This is a genomic window from Bacillus sp. 105MF (genome assembly GCF_000374885.1).
Taxonomy (GTDB): domain Bacteria; phylum Bacillota; class Bacilli; order Bacillales; family Bacillaceae_G; genus Bacillus_A; species Bacillus_A pseudomycoides.
Map to the genome: position 1 here is coordinate 134,317 of NZ_KB895570.1, position 14,702 is coordinate 149,018.

The 14,702-nt window shown below is 34.3% G+C and carries 17 protein-coding genes and 1 pseudogene; 10 read left to right on the forward strand and 8 right to left on the reverse strand.

The annotated features are described in order from the left end of the window. The first annotated feature begins 23 nt into the window (after positions 1 to 23). Positions 24 to 638, forward strand: a complete 615-nt coding sequence (locus C564_RS0110465; RefSeq protein WP_018765298.1) for a DUF2238 domain-containing protein — start codon at positions 24 to 26, stop codon at positions 636 to 638. A gap of 281 nt (positions 639 to 919) precedes the next feature. On the opposite strand, the gene C564_RS0110470 is transcribed toward C564_RS0110465, so the two are convergent. Beyond that, positions 920 to 1,120, reverse strand: coding sequence for a DUF3903 domain-containing protein (locus tag C564_RS0110470; protein WP_016115767.1), 201 nt, complete (start codon positions 1,118 to 1,120; stop codon positions 920 to 922). 142 nt (positions 1,121 to 1,262) lie between these two features. On the opposite strand from C564_RS0110470, the pseudogene C564_RS0110475 reads away from it, so the two are divergent. The 3 genes and pseudogenes from C564_RS0110475 to C564_RS0110485 form a co-directional block, all read left to right on the forward strand. Then, positions 1,263 to 1,421 (forward strand): annotated as a pseudogene (locus tag C564_RS0110475) (NUDIX hydrolase); the annotation flags it as partial. Positions 1,422 to 1,534: 113 nt separating this feature from the next. Beyond that, positions 1,535 to 2,281 carry an IclR family transcriptional regulator gene (locus tag C564_RS0110480; RefSeq protein WP_018765299.1) on the forward strand — a complete coding sequence of 249 codons (747 nt, stop codon included), beginning with the start codon at positions 1,535 to 1,537 and terminating at the stop codon, positions 2,279 to 2,281. A gap of 80 nt (positions 2,282 to 2,361) precedes the next feature. Next, positions 2,362 to 4,002: a M20/M25/M40 family metallo-hydrolase gene (locus tag C564_RS0110485; RefSeq protein WP_018765300.1), complete on the forward strand. Its 1,641-nt coding sequence runs from the start codon at positions 2,362 to 2,364 to the stop codon at positions 4,000 to 4,002. Positions 4,003 to 4,147: 145 nt separating this feature from the next. Here C564_RS0110485 and C564_RS0110490 read toward each other — a convergent pair whose 3' ends face one another. Continuing rightward, complete coding sequence (locus C564_RS0110490; protein WP_018765301.1) at positions 4,148 to 4,825, reverse strand: LrgB family protein; 678 nt, start codon at positions 4,823 to 4,825, stop codon at positions 4,148 to 4,150. Continuing rightward, positions 4,822 to 5,187 carry a CidA/LrgA family holin-like protein gene (locus C564_RS0110495; RefSeq protein WP_018765302.1) on the reverse strand — a complete coding sequence of 122 codons (366 nt, stop codon included), beginning with the start codon at positions 5,185 to 5,187 and terminating at the stop codon, positions 4,822 to 4,824. Before C564_RS0110495 ends, C564_RS0110490 begins: the two co-directional genes overlap by 4 nt. Before the next feature lie 145 nt (positions 5,188 to 5,332). Between C564_RS0110495 and alsR the strand changes: the two genes are divergently transcribed. Continuing rightward, positions 5,333 to 6,235: an acetoin biosynthesis transcriptional regulator AlsR gene (gene alsR / locus C564_RS0110500; RefSeq protein ID WP_018765303.1), complete on the forward strand. Its 903-nt coding sequence runs from the start codon at positions 5,333 to 5,335 to the stop codon at positions 6,233 to 6,235. Between the two features lie 30 nt (positions 6,236 to 6,265). On the opposite strand, the gene C564_RS0110505 is transcribed toward alsR, so the two are convergent. Next, the gene (locus C564_RS0110505; protein WP_003199180.1) at positions 6,266 to 6,703 is read right to left on the reverse strand and encodes a hypothetical protein; all 438 of its coding nucleotides are present in this window, start codon (positions 6,701 to 6,703) and stop codon (positions 6,266 to 6,268) included. 129 nt (positions 6,704 to 6,832) lie between these two features. On the opposite strand from C564_RS0110505, the gene C564_RS0110510 reads away from it, so the two are divergent. The 3 genes from C564_RS0110510 to C564_RS0110520 all read left to right on the forward strand — a co-directional run bounded on the left by C564_RS0110510 (position 6,833) and on the right by C564_RS0110520 (position 9,350). Next, a complete protein-coding gene (locus C564_RS0110510; RefSeq protein ID WP_018765304.1) occupies positions 6,833 to 7,408 on the forward strand; it encodes an ABC transporter permease in 576 nt (191 codons plus the stop codon). A 93-nt stretch (positions 7,409 to 7,501) separates the two neighbouring features. Then, positions 7,502 to 8,413 carry an ABC transporter ATP-binding protein gene (locus C564_RS0110515; RefSeq protein ID WP_003199178.1) on the forward strand — a complete coding sequence of 304 codons (912 nt, stop codon included), beginning with the start codon at positions 7,502 to 7,504 and terminating at the stop codon, positions 8,411 to 8,413. Beyond that, the gene (locus tag C564_RS0110520) at positions 8,406 to 9,350 is read left to right on the forward strand and encodes an ABC transporter permease (protein WP_018765305.1); all 945 of its coding nucleotides are present in this window, start codon (positions 8,406 to 8,408) and stop codon (positions 9,348 to 9,350) included. Before C564_RS0110515 ends, C564_RS0110520 begins: the two co-directional genes overlap by 8 nt. A 45-nt stretch (positions 9,351 to 9,395) precedes the next feature. Here C564_RS0110520 and C564_RS0110525 read toward each other — a convergent pair whose 3' ends face one another. Both C564_RS0110525 and C564_RS0110530 read right to left on the reverse strand, forming a co-directional pair. Further along, positions 9,396 to 10,541 (reverse strand): M20 peptidase aminoacylase family protein, encoded by a 1,146-nt coding sequence (locus tag C564_RS0110525; protein WP_018765306.1) that lies wholly within the window; start codon positions 10,539 to 10,541, stop codon positions 9,396 to 9,398. A 231-nt stretch (positions 10,542 to 10,772) separates the two neighbouring features. Continuing rightward, the gene (locus C564_RS0110530) at positions 10,773 to 11,681 is read right to left on the reverse strand and encodes an EamA family transporter (RefSeq protein ID WP_018765307.1); all 909 of its coding nucleotides are present in this window, start codon (positions 11,679 to 11,681) and stop codon (positions 10,773 to 10,775) included. A 666-nt stretch (positions 11,682 to 12,347) separates the two neighbouring features. Between C564_RS0110530 and C564_RS0110535 the strand changes: the two genes are divergently transcribed. Together C564_RS0110535 and C564_RS0110540 are read left to right on the forward strand one after the other, a co-directional pair. Beyond that, a complete protein-coding gene (locus C564_RS0110535; protein WP_003199170.1) occupies positions 12,348 to 13,055 on the forward strand; it encodes a cytochrome c biogenesis CcdA family protein in 708 nt (235 codons plus the stop codon). 89 nt (positions 13,056 to 13,144) lie between these two features. Next, positions 13,145 to 13,651, forward strand: coding sequence for a CcdC family protein (locus tag C564_RS0110540; RefSeq protein WP_018765308.1), 507 nt, complete (start codon positions 13,145 to 13,147; stop codon positions 13,649 to 13,651). Between the two features lie 82 nt (positions 13,652 to 13,733). Here C564_RS0110540 and C564_RS0110545 read toward each other — a convergent pair whose 3' ends face one another. Further along, positions 13,734 to 14,165, reverse strand: a complete 432-nt coding sequence (locus tag C564_RS0110545) for a DUF2621 domain-containing protein (RefSeq protein ID WP_018765309.1) — start codon at positions 14,163 to 14,165, stop codon at positions 13,734 to 13,736. Positions 14,166 to 14,268: 103 nt separating this feature from the next. Continuing rightward, positions 14,269 to 14,565 (reverse strand): hypothetical protein, encoded by a 297-nt coding sequence (locus tag C564_RS0110550; RefSeq protein WP_003199164.1) that lies wholly within the window; start codon positions 14,563 to 14,565, stop codon positions 14,269 to 14,271. Positions 14,566 to 14,702: the final 137 nt, after the last annotated feature.

Here is a 14,702-nt window from a genome sequence, read left to right on the forward strand (position 1 = left end):
ATAAAGTACTGGGGGGAAGAGGTGTGTCTGCTCATTTTCATAAATTGTTATGTGTAGGTTTTTGGATTGCATTACTTATATCAGGAATATATCCAAAGGATTCTTTTACATGGGTTTTAGAGGTCGCACCTGCAGCTATTTTAGTACTCATTTTAATGATTACATATCGACGTTTTCGATTTACAACGTTCACATACGTATGGATTTGGATTCATATGTTGATATTGCTCATTGGAGGCCATTATACATATGCAGAAGTACCATTATTCAATTGGCTACGCGATGCTTATGATTTAGAAAGAAATTACTATGATCGTGTTGGGCATTTTATGCAAGGCTTTGTTCCAGCATTATTAACACGAGAAGTACTTATAAAGGTAGTTGAGATTCAAAAAAAAGGATGGCTAGAACTACTTGTAATATCAGTTTGTTTAGCATTTAGTGCATTATATGAGTTGTTAGAGTTTGCAGTTGCAAAATTAACGGGGACAGGAGCAGAAGCATTCCTTGGAACACAAGGAGATGTTTGGGACACACAGTGGGATATGACACTTGCATTAATTGGGGCGATGTTGGCAATGCTATTATTTCGTAATGTTAAAAATATAAAAGGATGGATTAATATGTTTTACGTATGAATTATGTAAGTAATTCATATTTCCCATATAAAAGGATTTACTATAATATAATGAGTGTAGCGTCCGAGTATTCGACGCATTACTAGTATTATATCCCTATCCCTTTTCTAAAAATGCGAACAAGTTTTGCCCTATTCTATTCAATGTTTGATTGTATAGAAATATATTGTTCGATGCCCATTATGGAGCGTACATAATGGGGAAATCCCGATCCTTAAAGAGGATGCCCCTAATCTTCATGTGAAAATATGATCGGATGAAGAAAGCTGACCAATGTATGGTCAGCTTTCTTTTTTGTGTAAAAATAATTCTTCTGTAATTTCGGTTTGTAATAGCAGTGTTTTTCCAAAGCGGCGTTTGCATTCATCTCTTACTTTTTGAATGGCAAGTGTATGAGAAGTGGCAGACACGGTGACAGTTGCTTGACGAGATTTTCGGTTTTCTTCACAAAAGACACACTCCACAACATATTTAGAAATCATACTCTCATCCTTCCGCTTGAATTTCTAGGAATGAGTTGTCTTTGAAGTTGATATAATCTTTCGTTACAAATTCAGCATTTTCCTCTATTTTCAAGGAGAAGAACAGGATAAGAAAGAATATTAGGTATGGGAGGAGAGACACATGAAAAGATGGATTGGAACAGCAGCTATATGTGTGAATGAAAAAAATGAAATCTTGATGGTATTACAGGGGAAGAAAGAGGAACCGAAAAGGTGGTCAGTACCAAGTGGTGGACAAGAAGAAGGAGAAACATTAGAAGAGTGTTGTATCCGAGAAGTTGTTGTTTTTATTTTTAGAAAATTCGATAATTAAATTGATTTCAGTTTGAATTTTTGTTAAATTGATAGTTAATTAAGGATACTAACATATTACAAGTAAAGTTGAGGCGAGTTATGGTACAATCCATTGATCGAGCAATAAGTATTATTAAGTTATTGAATTCTATAAATGACAAAGAATATTGGGCTATTTCTGATATAGCTGATAGAACACATCTCCCAGTTAGTACAGTACATAGGTTACTTAACTCTCTAATGGAGCATGGATTAGTTACGCAAGTTTCAGAAACAAAACAGTATACAACTGGACCAATGTGGATGGAAATAGGGTTACGTCAATTAGAGAAGGTAGACTACAGATCTGTTGCAAGAGAAGTGATGAAGCGTTTGGCCTTTGAAGTTGAAGAAAGTGTTTACTTGAACATTCCAAATGGAACACATTCTATTATTATTGAAAGAATGGATAGCCCTTTAAAAATTCGAGTTATCGATAACTTAGGGGAACAGATTCCTCTTTCGATTGGCGCCGCAAATAAAACGATGCTTGCCAATATGAAAACAAATGAAATGGAATATATCGTAGAACAGTTACTTTCTTCTTTACCAGAACAAAAGCAAATGCTTTTTGATCAACTCGCAATGATAAGAAATGAAGGATATGCTGTGAGTTATGGTGAGAAAACAGAAGGAACAGCTTCAGTAGCTGCATCTATTATAGGATTTAATCATAAAGTAGTAGGAGCACTAAGTATTGGATTAATTAATCATCGTATTAACGATGATCGACTATCTTTTCTTATTAGTAAGGTCAAACAAGCGGCTAATGAAATATCAATAAAAATCGGCAGAACATCGGAATAATAATTTTGATAGTCTGTCGTCATTTTTTTATTCATATAGTGGAAATGAATTTCATTATGTGGAAAAACAGGGGGATTTATATGTCAAAATGGCAATCAAAAGAACAATTGGTTCAATTATTAAGCGATCTTGTTGAAATTCCTAGTATTACTGGCTCGGAAGCTGAGATTATATTGCCAGATTTTGTTGTTGGCCAACTTACGGATCTAGATTATTTCAAACAAAATTCCAATCATGTGCAAAAAAATCCGACGAGGGATGGACGATATTTTGTTACTGCTCTAATAAAGAAAAATAATAATACAAAAAATACAGTAATTCTTGTTAGTCACTTTGATGTTGTAGATGTGCAAGATTATGGGGTTTGGAAAGCGGATGCATTTAGCCCTAAAAAATTAACATCTATGTTTTATTCTCATAAAGATGAGCTACCGAATCATGTACGTGAAGATATAGAAAAAGGGGATTGGCTATTTGGTAGAGGAACAATGGATATGAAATGTGGTCTAGCTTTGCAAATGGCAATGGTTGAGCAAGCTTGTGAAGGGAAGTTTGACGGAAATGTCCTTTTATTAGCTGTTCCAGATGAAGAAGTGAACTCTGTAGGAATGAGAGCTGCTGTTCCAAGATTATTAGATTTAGCAAAAGAACATAACCTAGAATATAAAACGGTTTTAAATTCAGAGCCTATGTTTACGCGTCATCCTGGTGATCAAAATAAGTATATTTACACAGGTTCTATTGGTAAGGTGTTACCTGGTTTCCTTTGTTATGGAAAGGAAACACATGTAGGCGAACCTTTTGCGGGATTAAATGCTAATTATATGGCTTCATTATTAACAGCTGAATTAGAATTGAATACGGAACTTTGTGATATTGTAGAAGGCGAAGCGAGCCCTCCACCAACTAATTTGTTTCAAAGAGACTTAAAGGAGGATTATTCTGTACAAATTCCTCATCGTGCAGTCACATTGTTTAATTTATTTTTACTAGAAAAAACGATGACAGATGTAATTTCGTTGTTACATCAAAAAGTAACGAAAGTAGCAGAAAAAATCGAAGACTCGTATGAGAAGCAAGCGTATCGTTTTTCTAAGTATAATCCGTTCATACCGCCTAATCTCAAAGTAAATGTATTAACGTATGAAGAGCTTATCGCTTATGCAATTGAACAACATGGGCAAGAAAAAATAGCTGATATTCAATCTACTGTTATAAAAAATAGAGAAGATAAAGATGATCGTGCGGTAACAATTGATTTAGTTGATAAATTAGCTATTTTATGTAAAGAAAAGGCACCAATGATTGTGCTTTTCTTTGCCCCACCGTACTATCCAGCTGTGAGTTCACGTCACAATCCTTTAATTAAAGAAGTAGTTGGGGAAATGGAAAGATATGCTCACTACAATCATGGAATTACATTTGAAAATCAAAATTATTTTGGAGGAATTTCAGATTTAAGCTATGTAGGCTTACAGTATCCAGTTGATTCAATGAGCTCACTTGTAGAAAATATGCCATTATGGGATAAAGGCTATTCAATTCCGCTCCAGGAGTTAGAAGAGTTTGATGTTCCGGTATTAAATATGGGACCAGTAGGAAAAGATGCACATCAATGGACAGAACGTCTGGACATAAATTACGCATTTGAAACGCTATTAGATATGTTGCCTATATGTATTGAAAAATTACTTGTTTCAAATAAAATTACACAGTCATAGTTATGTTTGTGTAGGAGAGAAGGGAATTAAGAAAAGGATAGAAATTGTAGCGTTATACTACAGTTCCTATTCTTTTTCTTGTAATGATTTATTTTTATTCAAAGCCCGATTGATCGGGATAAATAAAATAAGAGTATAGTGTTGTTTAATGTAACCAGGATAAGAAAAGTGGTACAATGACTAAACTTGCGCCAGCTGTTAGAAGCATGGATAAACTTGCAATTGTACCTTCCACTGGTCCGATTTCGAATGCTTTTGAAGTACCTGTACCGTTTGCACTAGTACCTAGCATAATACCTTTCGCGATGGCGGTTTTAATACGGCATATGCGAATAAGAGAAGGGCCTAAGAGTGCTCCAGTTAGTGCTGTAAGTACAACGAATACGGCTGTTAATTGTGACATACCGCCAATCATTTCTGAGATTGCCATGGCAATTGGTGTTGTGACAATGTGCGGTGCTAAGCTATGTTCTAGTGATGAATCAATGTGAAAAGCATCTGCTAGAAGAGCTGAAGTAATAACAGATAATAATGAACCGACAATGACGTTAATTAAAATTGCACTCGCATGTTTTTTTAATAAATCAAAGTATTTATAGATGGGCCATGCAAAAGCTACGGTTGCTGGTTTTAATAGTTCAGTTAACCAATGGCCACCAGAATCGTATGTTTCATAAGATGTATCTAGTCCAAGTAATAACACGATTAAAACAATTGGACAAACGAGAAGGGGTGAAAGTATACTCCAATTCCAGCGCTGATATAGTTTCTTAGAAATCCAATATGTTAATAGTGTTAATGGTAAACAAAAAAAGCCGATCATTGTGCTGATCCTTTCCGCTTTAATAGCAGTTCTGTTAAGATTCCAGTGACGAGTGTTACACAAAGGGTACTAATCATGATAATCAAAATGAGATCGATACCATATTGTGATAATGTATCTTTGTAGCGGATAACAGCGACGGCAGAAGGAATAAAAAATAAAATAAGTTCTTTTAATAAAAAATCCGCTCCGTCTTGAATCCACTCTTTTTTCACCAAGTTAAATTTTAATGACATTAATAATAAAAAAATTCCGATAATACTTCCTGGAATTAGGAGGTGTGCCTGCTTTGCGATCCATTCACCTGTCCAAGCGAAACAAAATAATAGTAAGATTTGTCCGCTTAATTTCCACCATTTCATACAGTAACACCTCTTTCGATTTTTTTCATAAAAATTGTAAAAAGAATTAACAATTTCTACTATACGTCCTTTCAAAATATTTGTCTAATATATAAATTATATGTTATTAATTTATTATACATATTAATCGAAAAGGGGATCTCAAATGGAATTACGGCATTTGCAATATTTTGTTGTTCTAGCAGAAGAGCTACATTTTGGACGAGCAGCTGCTCGCTTACAAATGACACAGCCACCGCTAAGTCAACAAATTCAGCAATTAGAGAAAGAGATGGGAGTTACATTATTTTCAAGAACGAAGCGGAAAGTTGAGATGACAGAAGCAGGAGAGATGTTTTTAAAAGAAGTGAAAAAAGCATTTGATCAAATTGAGAAGGCAGTAGAAGTCGCGCAAAGTGCACAAAGGGGAGAAGTTGGATCACTTTCAATTGGATTTGTAGGGGCAGCGATATATGATATTTTACCGTCTATTGTTAGGGAGTATCGAAAGAAGTTTCCAAGAGTATCTGTTGCACTGCATGAATTATCGACACCGGATCAAGTTCATGCGCTTCATGATAATCGTATTGATGTTGGATTTTTACGTCCACCAATTAATACACAATTGCTAGAATTAGAACCAATTCAAAAGCTTTCGTGTACACTATGTTTACCAAAAGCGCATCCATTAGCAGAGAAAGAAGAAATTCATATTGAAGATTTGCAAGATGAACCATTTGTATTTATAACAAGACCTGTTTGGCCTGCGTTATACGATACAATTTTATCGTTATGCAGGAATGCTGGATTCAGTCCACACATTGTGCAAGAGGCAACAGAGTATCAAACCGTTATGGGACTTGTAGCTGCAGGAATTGGTATAACCGTTATTCCGGTATCGGCAAATAAGTTATATAAAACAGAAGTGGTGTACAAGGCAATATTTGATTCTAAATTTGTAGCTGAAATGTCAGTGGCATATCGGAAAACAAATAGTAATCCTGAGCTGTTAGAGTTTTTAAAAATTGCGAGAGAAAAAAAACGAATTGAAGTTGAAAATGATAAGTAAGGTGACAGAAATGTGATAAAAGAGGAGATGCTATTGTGATGCATCTCCTCTTTTTATTTCAATAATGAATAAGTAGACATGTTCATTTTCTTGAATTAATCGTTGGCGTGAGCTTTCATCTTCTATAGAGAGTGAAGATATATGATTTTTATTTGTTTTTATCCAAGCAGCAAGAACTGTTCTTTTATTATATTTTATTTTTTTAGAGCTGCTAATTTCTTCAAATGCAGACCCATTAATATTAGGTAAGCTATTTTCAGAAACAGTCATTGAACTATCGTCAATACCCATGAACCATTGCCAAGTCTCGTTGTTCGTATGTTGAAACATTTGTTGACCAACGGCTAATCTTATTTTTTTGTCTTTAAAGTCGAAAGAAGAAAACCCACCCATATCTTTTACCTTTTCTCCATTCTGGTAAATTAGATTTTTATGGGAATCTTCCTGTTTCAGTGTAACCTTAGACATAAAGTCATTTTTCTGCGACTTAAGACCTAGTAGAGACTCCGATTGTAGTTCGATGTTAAAAAAGTCATATTTTTATACACTAGTAGTATGGAATACTGGACGTTAAGAAGTAAGGTAGGGGAATCAATTATGTCTTTATTTCGGTTAGCAAAGAAAAATATACAAAACTATGCTGCCCAACGATTAAAGCAATTTATATGGATTGCAATGAGTACAATGCTATATTTTTTCATTATATCTATCCGATCTAATGAAGCGGTAGTAGAAAAAATACAGCATATACCGTCTTTGTTAGCTACACTATATTATGGGGAAGTACTGTTGTTTTTTGTATGCACTGCTGTTACATACCAAATGACAAAAAGATTTTTAAAAAATAGGAAACAAGAATTACTGTTGTATGAAACTGCCGGTATGAAAAAAAGAAAAATATTTTGTTTGTTATGTCAGGAGCAGTTTTTGATTTACGGTGGAGCGATTCTTTTTGGTTTTATTCATGGGATGCTGTTTTTGAAATTATTTACAGTGATTTTTATAAAGTTAATAGGAGTTCATGGAATAAATAGCGCACCGATTACGTTATACGCAGTATCAGTAACGACAGTGTTGATCGTTATAATCATCTTATTATCAATATGGCAATGTTATAAATTTATTCAAGAATTTAAATATGAACAATTAAATAAAGTCGAGGAAAAGGCATGAGGCATCATGTCTTTTTGTTCGTTTTACAGCAGAAAATAATCATGATACAGTGTAAAGAACTGAAAAAAGTGTTAGAGAGAAAGGTTGTATAAAATGGTAAATAAACAATCTATAGTGAGAGTAGAACAACTAACAAAGCGAATCGGCTCAAAGACATTAGTAGAAAATATAAGTTTTGAAGTAAAGAAAGGCGAAGTTGTTGGTTTATTAGGGCCAAACGGTGCCGGGAAAACAACATTAATGCGAATGATGGTTGGTATGATTCGCATGACGGAAGGTGAAGTCTGGATAGATGGTCAATCTGTAAAACAGCAATTTGAAAGTACAGCTGCAAAAATTGGTGCTGTAATCGAAAATCCAGAATTCTATCCTTTTTTAAGTGGTTATGAAAATTTGACATATTTTGGGCGTATGAATAGTAACGTTACAGAAGATCGCATTGATGAAGTTGTCCAATTACTAGGTATGGGACAGGTTATTGACCGAAAAGTAAAAGCATATTCACTTGGTATGAGGCAACGCTTAGGAATTGCACAAGCACTTATACATAACCCGGATGTACTTATTTTAGATGAACCAACAAACGGGTTAGATCCAAATGGTATCCATGAGATGCGTATGTACATAAAGAAAATTGCACATGAACAAGGAAAGGCAGTTCTTGTATCGAGTCATTTATTATCTGAAGTTGAATTAATGTGTGATCGCGTCATTATCATTCAACATGGAGAATATGTAACGACGCAAAGTATTCAACGAGATGGAAGTTTGGAAATGGAGACGATTCATATACGTGTTGATGATGTGAAGCGGGCAGCGGATCTTTTAACGTATGATGCCGTAATTCAAGATAATGAATTAATTCTTACTGTGGAAAATGAAGAAATTCCAAATGTGATTCGTACATTAACAGAAAAAAGTATTCGTATTTATCGTGTTTATGAAGAAAGAAAAACATTAGAAGAGAAGTTTTTAGAATTAACAGGAGGCAAGGATATTGTTTAATTTAGTTTATAACGAACTGTATAAAATCTTTAAGCGAAAGCGAACAATGATACCGTTTGTTGTTATTGCAATTTTAGTTATTGGTTTAGGATGGGTTTCTGTTAAATACTTTCCGTCTTTATCAGGAGATTGGAAAACAGAGTATACGGAGCGAACGGCAGAAATTGAAAAGAAACTTGGAAGTACGAAACAGGATATTATAAATCAAAAATCAGGAGATGAGCTCGTTAAAGAGTATCAGCTTAAAATGAAGCACTTAGATACGAATACACCACCTGCAGATGCTTCACCTCTAACTTTTATGAGAGATACCGGATTAATTATTTTTCCGATTTTATTACCATTTATTCTTGTATATGCTAGTACAATTTTTGCAAATGAGTACAACTGGGGAACTTATAAATTCTTAATGATTCGCCCGGCGAATCGATTTAAAATTTTAACAGCGAAATATGTTGCGATTGTTATTTTTTCTGGATTACTATTTATATTTAATATGCTTTTCTCACTGTTATGTGGGTTTGTTATTTATAAGTTTCAACAGCCAGCATGGACGGAATTTATTGTACAAAATGGTAGTATTATTGAGCGGAATATCTTTGGTGATGTGAGCCAGTATTATCTATTAGAATGGCTACCAACTCTTGTGTATGCAGCGCTTGCTTTTATGATTTCTGTTCTAACAAGATCAAGTGGGGGTGCAATAGGTATTTCTTTATTTGTGGCATTATCTGGTGGAATCATTTTAATGCCAGCATCTAGATATGAATGGATGAAATTTTTGTTACCGGCAAATACAGATTTATATGGAATATTACAACATGGAAGCTTAGTTTCAGGGATAACATTCCCATTTGCCTCTTGTATTCTGATGATTTATTTACTTGTTTTCCTAGGTATTTCCTATACTGTATTTTCAAAGCGCGATTTAACATAATAATAGATGGAAAAGCCGTTAAGAAGAATGATCTTAACGGCTTTTTTATCGTAATTTGTTAATAGCTTCTTGAGCTAATAAAGCAAAATATTGTGCGCTTATAGGTAATGCTCCTTCATCTAATGTAAAAGCAGGGTGATGCCATTCTTGTGTCCCAGCTGTTCCCATAAAGACGAATGAACCAGGTATGTTTTGTTGATAAAATGAAAAATCTTCTCCTGCCATAGAAGGTTTTGGTGAAATAATTTGGAGGCCCATTACTTGAGCAATATGGGTAGATAATTCTGTAAGTTTTATATCGTTATGAACGGCAGGAGGACCTGGATACCAATGCAATTTCGTTTCAACACCTAGTGCATCAGAAACCCCTTTAATAATACGTTCCATCAGTTCTGGTATTCTTTGGCGTGTTTCAGGTTGGAATGTACGAACGGTTCCTTCTAAAGTTGCTTTTTCAGGGATAACGTTCCATGTATTTCCTGAATGAATGTTTGTTACACTCACGACAGCGTTATGAAAAGAGCTTACATTTCGGCTTACAATTGTTTGTAGTGCCATAACAATTTGAGAAGAGGCAACAATTGGATCAACACCAGCATCAGGTACAGCTGCATGTGTTCCAACTCCATGTATTTCAATCTCAAAACGATCAACGCCGGCCATAAGTGGTCCATCTTTTATACCAATTGTACCAACTGGTAAATCGGGCTTATTGTGCATACCAAAAATGGCTTGTACGTTTTCTAAATGACCAGCTTCTATTACTTTGCATGCTCCGTCTCCGCTTTCTTCAGCAGCTTGGAATATGAATCTAACAGTTCCGTTAAGTGAAGATTCATTTTCTTTTAATAAGTAGGCAGCGCCGAGAATAGATGCTGTGTGAAAATCATGTCCACATGCATGCATTTTACCAGGATTTTTAGAAGCATAAGATAAATTAGTTTCTTCATGTATAGGAAGAGCATCAATATCAGCACGGAGCACAATAATTGGTCCATTCTTATCACCGGAAACTTCTGCGATTACGCCAGTTTTTAAATTAGAACTAATAATTGTGATGTTAGCTTCGTTTAACCAGTTCTGTATCGCTTTTGTTGTTTCTGTTTCTTCATAAGATAGTTCTGGATATTGATGTAAATGACGGCGGATGGAGATTAGCTTCTCTGTTAATTGATTTGTGATGGGTTTCATCTATTTTGCCTTCTTTCTCAGGATAAACTTCAATTTATATTTTAAGTATATAAAAATAAAAAATCTATTCATTAGTAATTATATAGGAGTTTAGTGTTTTTAATGAATCTGTAAGAGAAAAATATCCCTTAAATTAATTTTGAAATTTTTCACATGTTATTATTTACAAGGAATTCATAAATACAAGATATACTAAAAAAGAGGTTTCTCAAATGAGAAGCCTCTTTTCGCTTATGCAGCAACTTTCTTATGTGTATGATGTTTTCGATATCGTCCGCGCATTGCATATGCAATTTGTGGAATTGCAATACCAACCAAGATAAGTGATACACCAAGCCATTGAGAAGAGAGTACCGCTTCTTTTAAAACGAATACAGACATAATTGTTGTAACAGGTAATTCGGCTGCACCAAGAATAGTGGCTAAGCCGGAACCGATTTTTGGAATTCCGATTGTAAAGGCGATTGATGGAATAACAATACTGAATGTTCCTAATCCTAAACCGTATTTCCAAAGTCCTTGTGAAATAGCCCCATTAAAAATAAATGTTGGTGGGAATACTACCATTACTAAAGTTAAAGCACCAGCCATTAAGAGGACGCCTCTTGGTAATGAGGGCACTTCGACAGCGACCTTACCACTTACAAAAATGTAGGTTGCAAATGTAACAGCAGATAGTAAACCTAATATGATTCCAGTTGTATCGAAGTCACCTGCTGATTTTTCTAATAATCCGCTCGATAAGAATGTACCCGCAAGTAAAAAGAGAACAGAAATGACTTTTTCTCTTGACGGTAATGTTTTTGTTGCTACAGCTTCAATGATAATGCCAACCCACACGAATTGGAATAATAGTATAATGGCAATAGATGCCGGTACAGTTTTCAGTGAAGCATAATAAAAGATACCGGTAAAACTAGCTGATGTTCCAGCGACAAATAAAATAAGCATTTGTTTAAGTGGAACGCGGTGTCTAGAAAAAAGAAGAGTAATTCCAAGTAAAATAAACCAACCGAACAAATATTGACTACCAATTACTTCTCCAAGTGAAAAACCTTCTGCGTATGCAAGTTTAACAAAGATAGCTAAAATTCCATAGCTACATGCTCCTAATAAAACTAAAAGAGAATAACGAAGCATGAAAATTCCTCCCATCCTATATATTAAGTTGTTCCAAAACGGACATATATAACTAGATGGAAGTATACAAAATTAAAAATGAAGGGTCAAATGAAAGAAAAGTGTGACATTTTATAGCGTAATAATAAAAGTATGATATTTATGCATAATCTTGAAATTTATAATTATAGAAGTATTGTAAGATAGGGAACGAGTTGTATAAAGTTATCATTTGAAAAAAATATTTTTCACAGGAAATACCTAGCGTATAGGGGGAAAGTATACAAATGATTTGTTGTTTAGAAAAAGCTTTGAAATGTTAATGAATGACAGAATATATTTATAATAGAAGGAAAATGAAACCGCTTCAGAAAGAATATATAAATCCATTTTGATTTTTCGACATATAAGCCATGGTTATGGATAACAAAAGGTGACTGCTACTTGTTTTCTCTTTTTGTTTTCACTTGGCATGGGGCAGGAAAAGGATCGGACCGCTTCTATGCATGGCGGGATGCTCTCTCCCACCTGAAAAGAAGGATTTTATTTCGGCTTTTTAATTTGTATTTATATAGCAGTGTGCAGCTATTTTTTCTTATTAAAATGTTGTAAATAGTGAATTCATGAATTGTACATAGTATTTTCTTTCATTTTTGCTACAATATTGTAGAAGAGAGGAGTGAAACGATGCAAGATATTAATATTTTTTTAGCGTTTGGTGCGGGATTCTTATCATTTATTTCCCCTTGTTGCTTACCGCTTTATCCAGCATTTTTATCTTACATAACGGGAATGTCAGTTTCTGAATTAAAAGAAGAAAATGCGATGCTTCGTAAAAGAAGTATGATACATACGGCGTTTTTCTTACTTGGATTTTCAATTGTCTTTATCGCAATTGGTTTTGGTACGAGTTTTATCGGATCATTTTTCCAAGATTATAAAGATTTAATCAGACAGTTAGGGGCACTATTCATCATTGTATTTGGACTTGTAATTGTGGGGGTATTTAAACCAAAGTTTTTAATGCAAGATCGAAAATTTACATTTAAAAGTCGTCCTAGTGGTTATATTGGATCTATTTTAATTGGCTTGGCATTTGCTGCTGGCTGGACACCTTGTACAGGACCCATTTTAGTAGCTGTAATTGGACTGGCTACTACGAATCCAGAATCAGCAATGCTATATATGATTGCTTACATACTTGGGTTTGCAATACCATTTTTTATACTTTCATTTTTTATTACGAAAATGTCTTGGATTAAACGACATAGTGGGACGTTTGTGAAAGTAGGCGGATATATCATGATTGTTATGGGTATATTCTTATACTTTAATTGGATGACAAAAATTATAGCGTATTTCTCAAGTTTATTTGGTGGTTTCACCGGTTTTTAGTATTATCCTGTGAAAATGTTGGAAATACTAACAGAAAAGCATATAATGAAACTAGATTTTCATATTGCCACAAAAAAGGATGAGAAAGTATGAACATAGTTCTTTTGTCGAGTATTGTTGCCGTTTGTATGGCTGTTGGTGCGATGTTCATTCGTTTAAAAGCAGCGAAGAAACCTGCAACATTGAAAAAAATCATTCTCCCACCATTTTTTATGAGTACGGGAGCATTGATGTACATTTTTCCGGAATTTCGCCTAACGCCAGCAGAAATGTTAGAAGCAATCGGTGTAGGTTTGTTTTTCTCAATTTTTCTTATTAAAACATCTAAATTTGAAGTGCGTGGACAAGAAATTTATTTAAAACGCTCCAAAGCTTTCGTATTTATTTTAATTGGTTTGCTCGTGGTACGTATTGTCTTTAAAACATATTTAAGTCAATCGCTTGATTTAGGGCAACTAAGTGGTATGTTCTTCTTACTTGCTTTTGCAATGATTGTATCTTGGAGAATCGCAATGTATCGCTCATTCACGAAATTGCAAAAGGAAATGGAAAAAGAAGATGGATTTTATAATGAGAAAGATATGAAATTAACGTAAAAAACCTCAAGATTCCTTGAGGTTTTTTATTATGTTAACCGAGAAGATCCCCTCCTCTAAACGAAGTGAAGGTAGGGGTAGGTCAATTAGCCAGCAGTGATTGATAACGGGAATAGTCAATTTGCTTTTCTTGTAATTTTTTAATTAAAAACTTATGATCTCGTTTTGGAGTTGCTACAATATATCCTTTAATAATTAAATCTTCAGTTATTTTTGTGGCTTTTTCTTTTAACGCTAGCTCTCCGATTTTACCAGCAATTTTAGATCTTGCGACATCGCGGAAAAGTTCAGGGACCGGACTTACAAGTTCTTCTAATAATTGTTTTTGCTCATCATCCCATAAATGCCGTGTGTGATCGATATAGTGTTGTTCCCAATCTAAAATAGACATGCCGTCTTCTTTCGGTAGACGTTTCAAGAATTTTCGGAACATGAAATATCCACCAATAGACATAAAGCCTAGTAAAATAACAGTCCAAGTAACAATAAACCAACTAAACCATCCTTCGAGCAAGTGTATACCCCCTTTACGATAGCAGTTTTCCTTTACTAGTATTATAATCGGTGAAATTGATAGAAAGCAAGAACGCTTGGCCATTTTGACCAAGCGTTCTGAATTAAACGAAGTATAGTTGTTCAACACGTAATAGGTCATTATCATCTTCTAAATATTCAATAATAAGTGTGCCGACTTTACGATCTTTATCTTCAGTTGTGAAAATAGAGTAAGAAGTAAAACGTTTTGTTGATAGGCCGCTAATATGTGTAGGAAGAGAAATGTAGTCGTTATCGCGGAAAAACTCCATGAGTTCAACATCTTCAAATTGTTTTCGATCTACTGCTTGATTTGTGTAGCGACGTTGTAGTTGTTTTAAAGATTCGTTCCAAGAAATTACTTTTGTATCGTATACCATTTGTTCTATCTCCTTACTATATGTAATTATTCAGAACGTATGTTCCAATCTAGTATACCCTGTTTCTAATAAAAGGGAAAGCAAAAAATAATGTAAGCTTGGATTTCCAAGCTTACATAAAAGGCGTCCATAATCAT

Bases quoted from the DNA above. Each gene is read 5' to 3' on its own strand.
- C564_RS0110470 (WP_016115767.1), bottom strand. From the start codon at position 1,120: ATGATTTCTAAATATGTTGTGGAGTGTGTCTTTTGTGAAGAAAACCGA.
- C564_RS0110480 (WP_018765299.1), top strand. From the start codon at position 1,535: ATGGTACAATCCATTGATCGAGCAATAAGTATTATTAAGTTATTGAAT.
- C564_RS0110485 (WP_018765300.1), top strand. From the start codon at position 2,362: ATGTCAAAATGGCAATCAAAAGAACAATTGGTTCAATTATTAAGCGAT.
- C564_RS0110490 (WP_018765301.1), bottom strand. From the start codon at position 4,825: ATGATCGGCTTTTTTTGTTTACCATTAACACTATTAACATATTGGATT.
- C564_RS0110495 (WP_018765302.1), bottom strand. From the start codon at position 5,187: ATGAAATGGTGGAAATTAAGCGGACAAATCTTACTATTATTTTGTTTC.
- alsR (WP_018765303.1), top strand. From the start codon at position 5,333: ATGGAATTACGGCATTTGCAATATTTTGTTGTTCTAGCAGAAGAGCTA.
- C564_RS0110505 (WP_003199180.1), bottom strand. From the start codon at position 6,703: ATGTCTAAGGTTACACTGAAACAGGAAGATTCCCATAAAAATCTAATT.
- C564_RS0110510 (WP_018765304.1), top strand. From the start codon at position 6,833: ATGTCTTTATTTCGGTTAGCAAAGAAAAATATACAAAACTATGCTGCC.
- C564_RS0110515 (WP_003199178.1), top strand. From the start codon at position 7,502: ATGGTAAATAAACAATCTATAGTGAGAGTAGAACAACTAACAAAGCGA.
- C564_RS0110525 (WP_018765306.1), bottom strand. From the start codon at position 10,541: ATGAAACCCATCACAAATCAATTAACAGAGAAGCTAATCTCCATCCGC.
- C564_RS0110530 (WP_018765307.1), bottom strand. From the start codon at position 11,681: ATGCTTCGTTATTCTCTTTTAGTTTTATTAGGAGCATGTAGCTATGGA.
- C564_RS0110535 (WP_003199170.1), top strand. From the start codon at position 12,348: ATGCAAGATATTAATATTTTTTTAGCGTTTGGTGCGGGATTCTTATCA.
- C564_RS0110540 (WP_018765308.1), top strand. From the start codon at position 13,145: ATGAACATAGTTCTTTTGTCGAGTATTGTTGCCGTTTGTATGGCTGTT.
- C564_RS0110550 (WP_003199164.1), bottom strand. From the start codon at position 14,565: ATGGTATACGATACAAAAGTAATTTCTTGGAACGAATCTTTAAAACAA.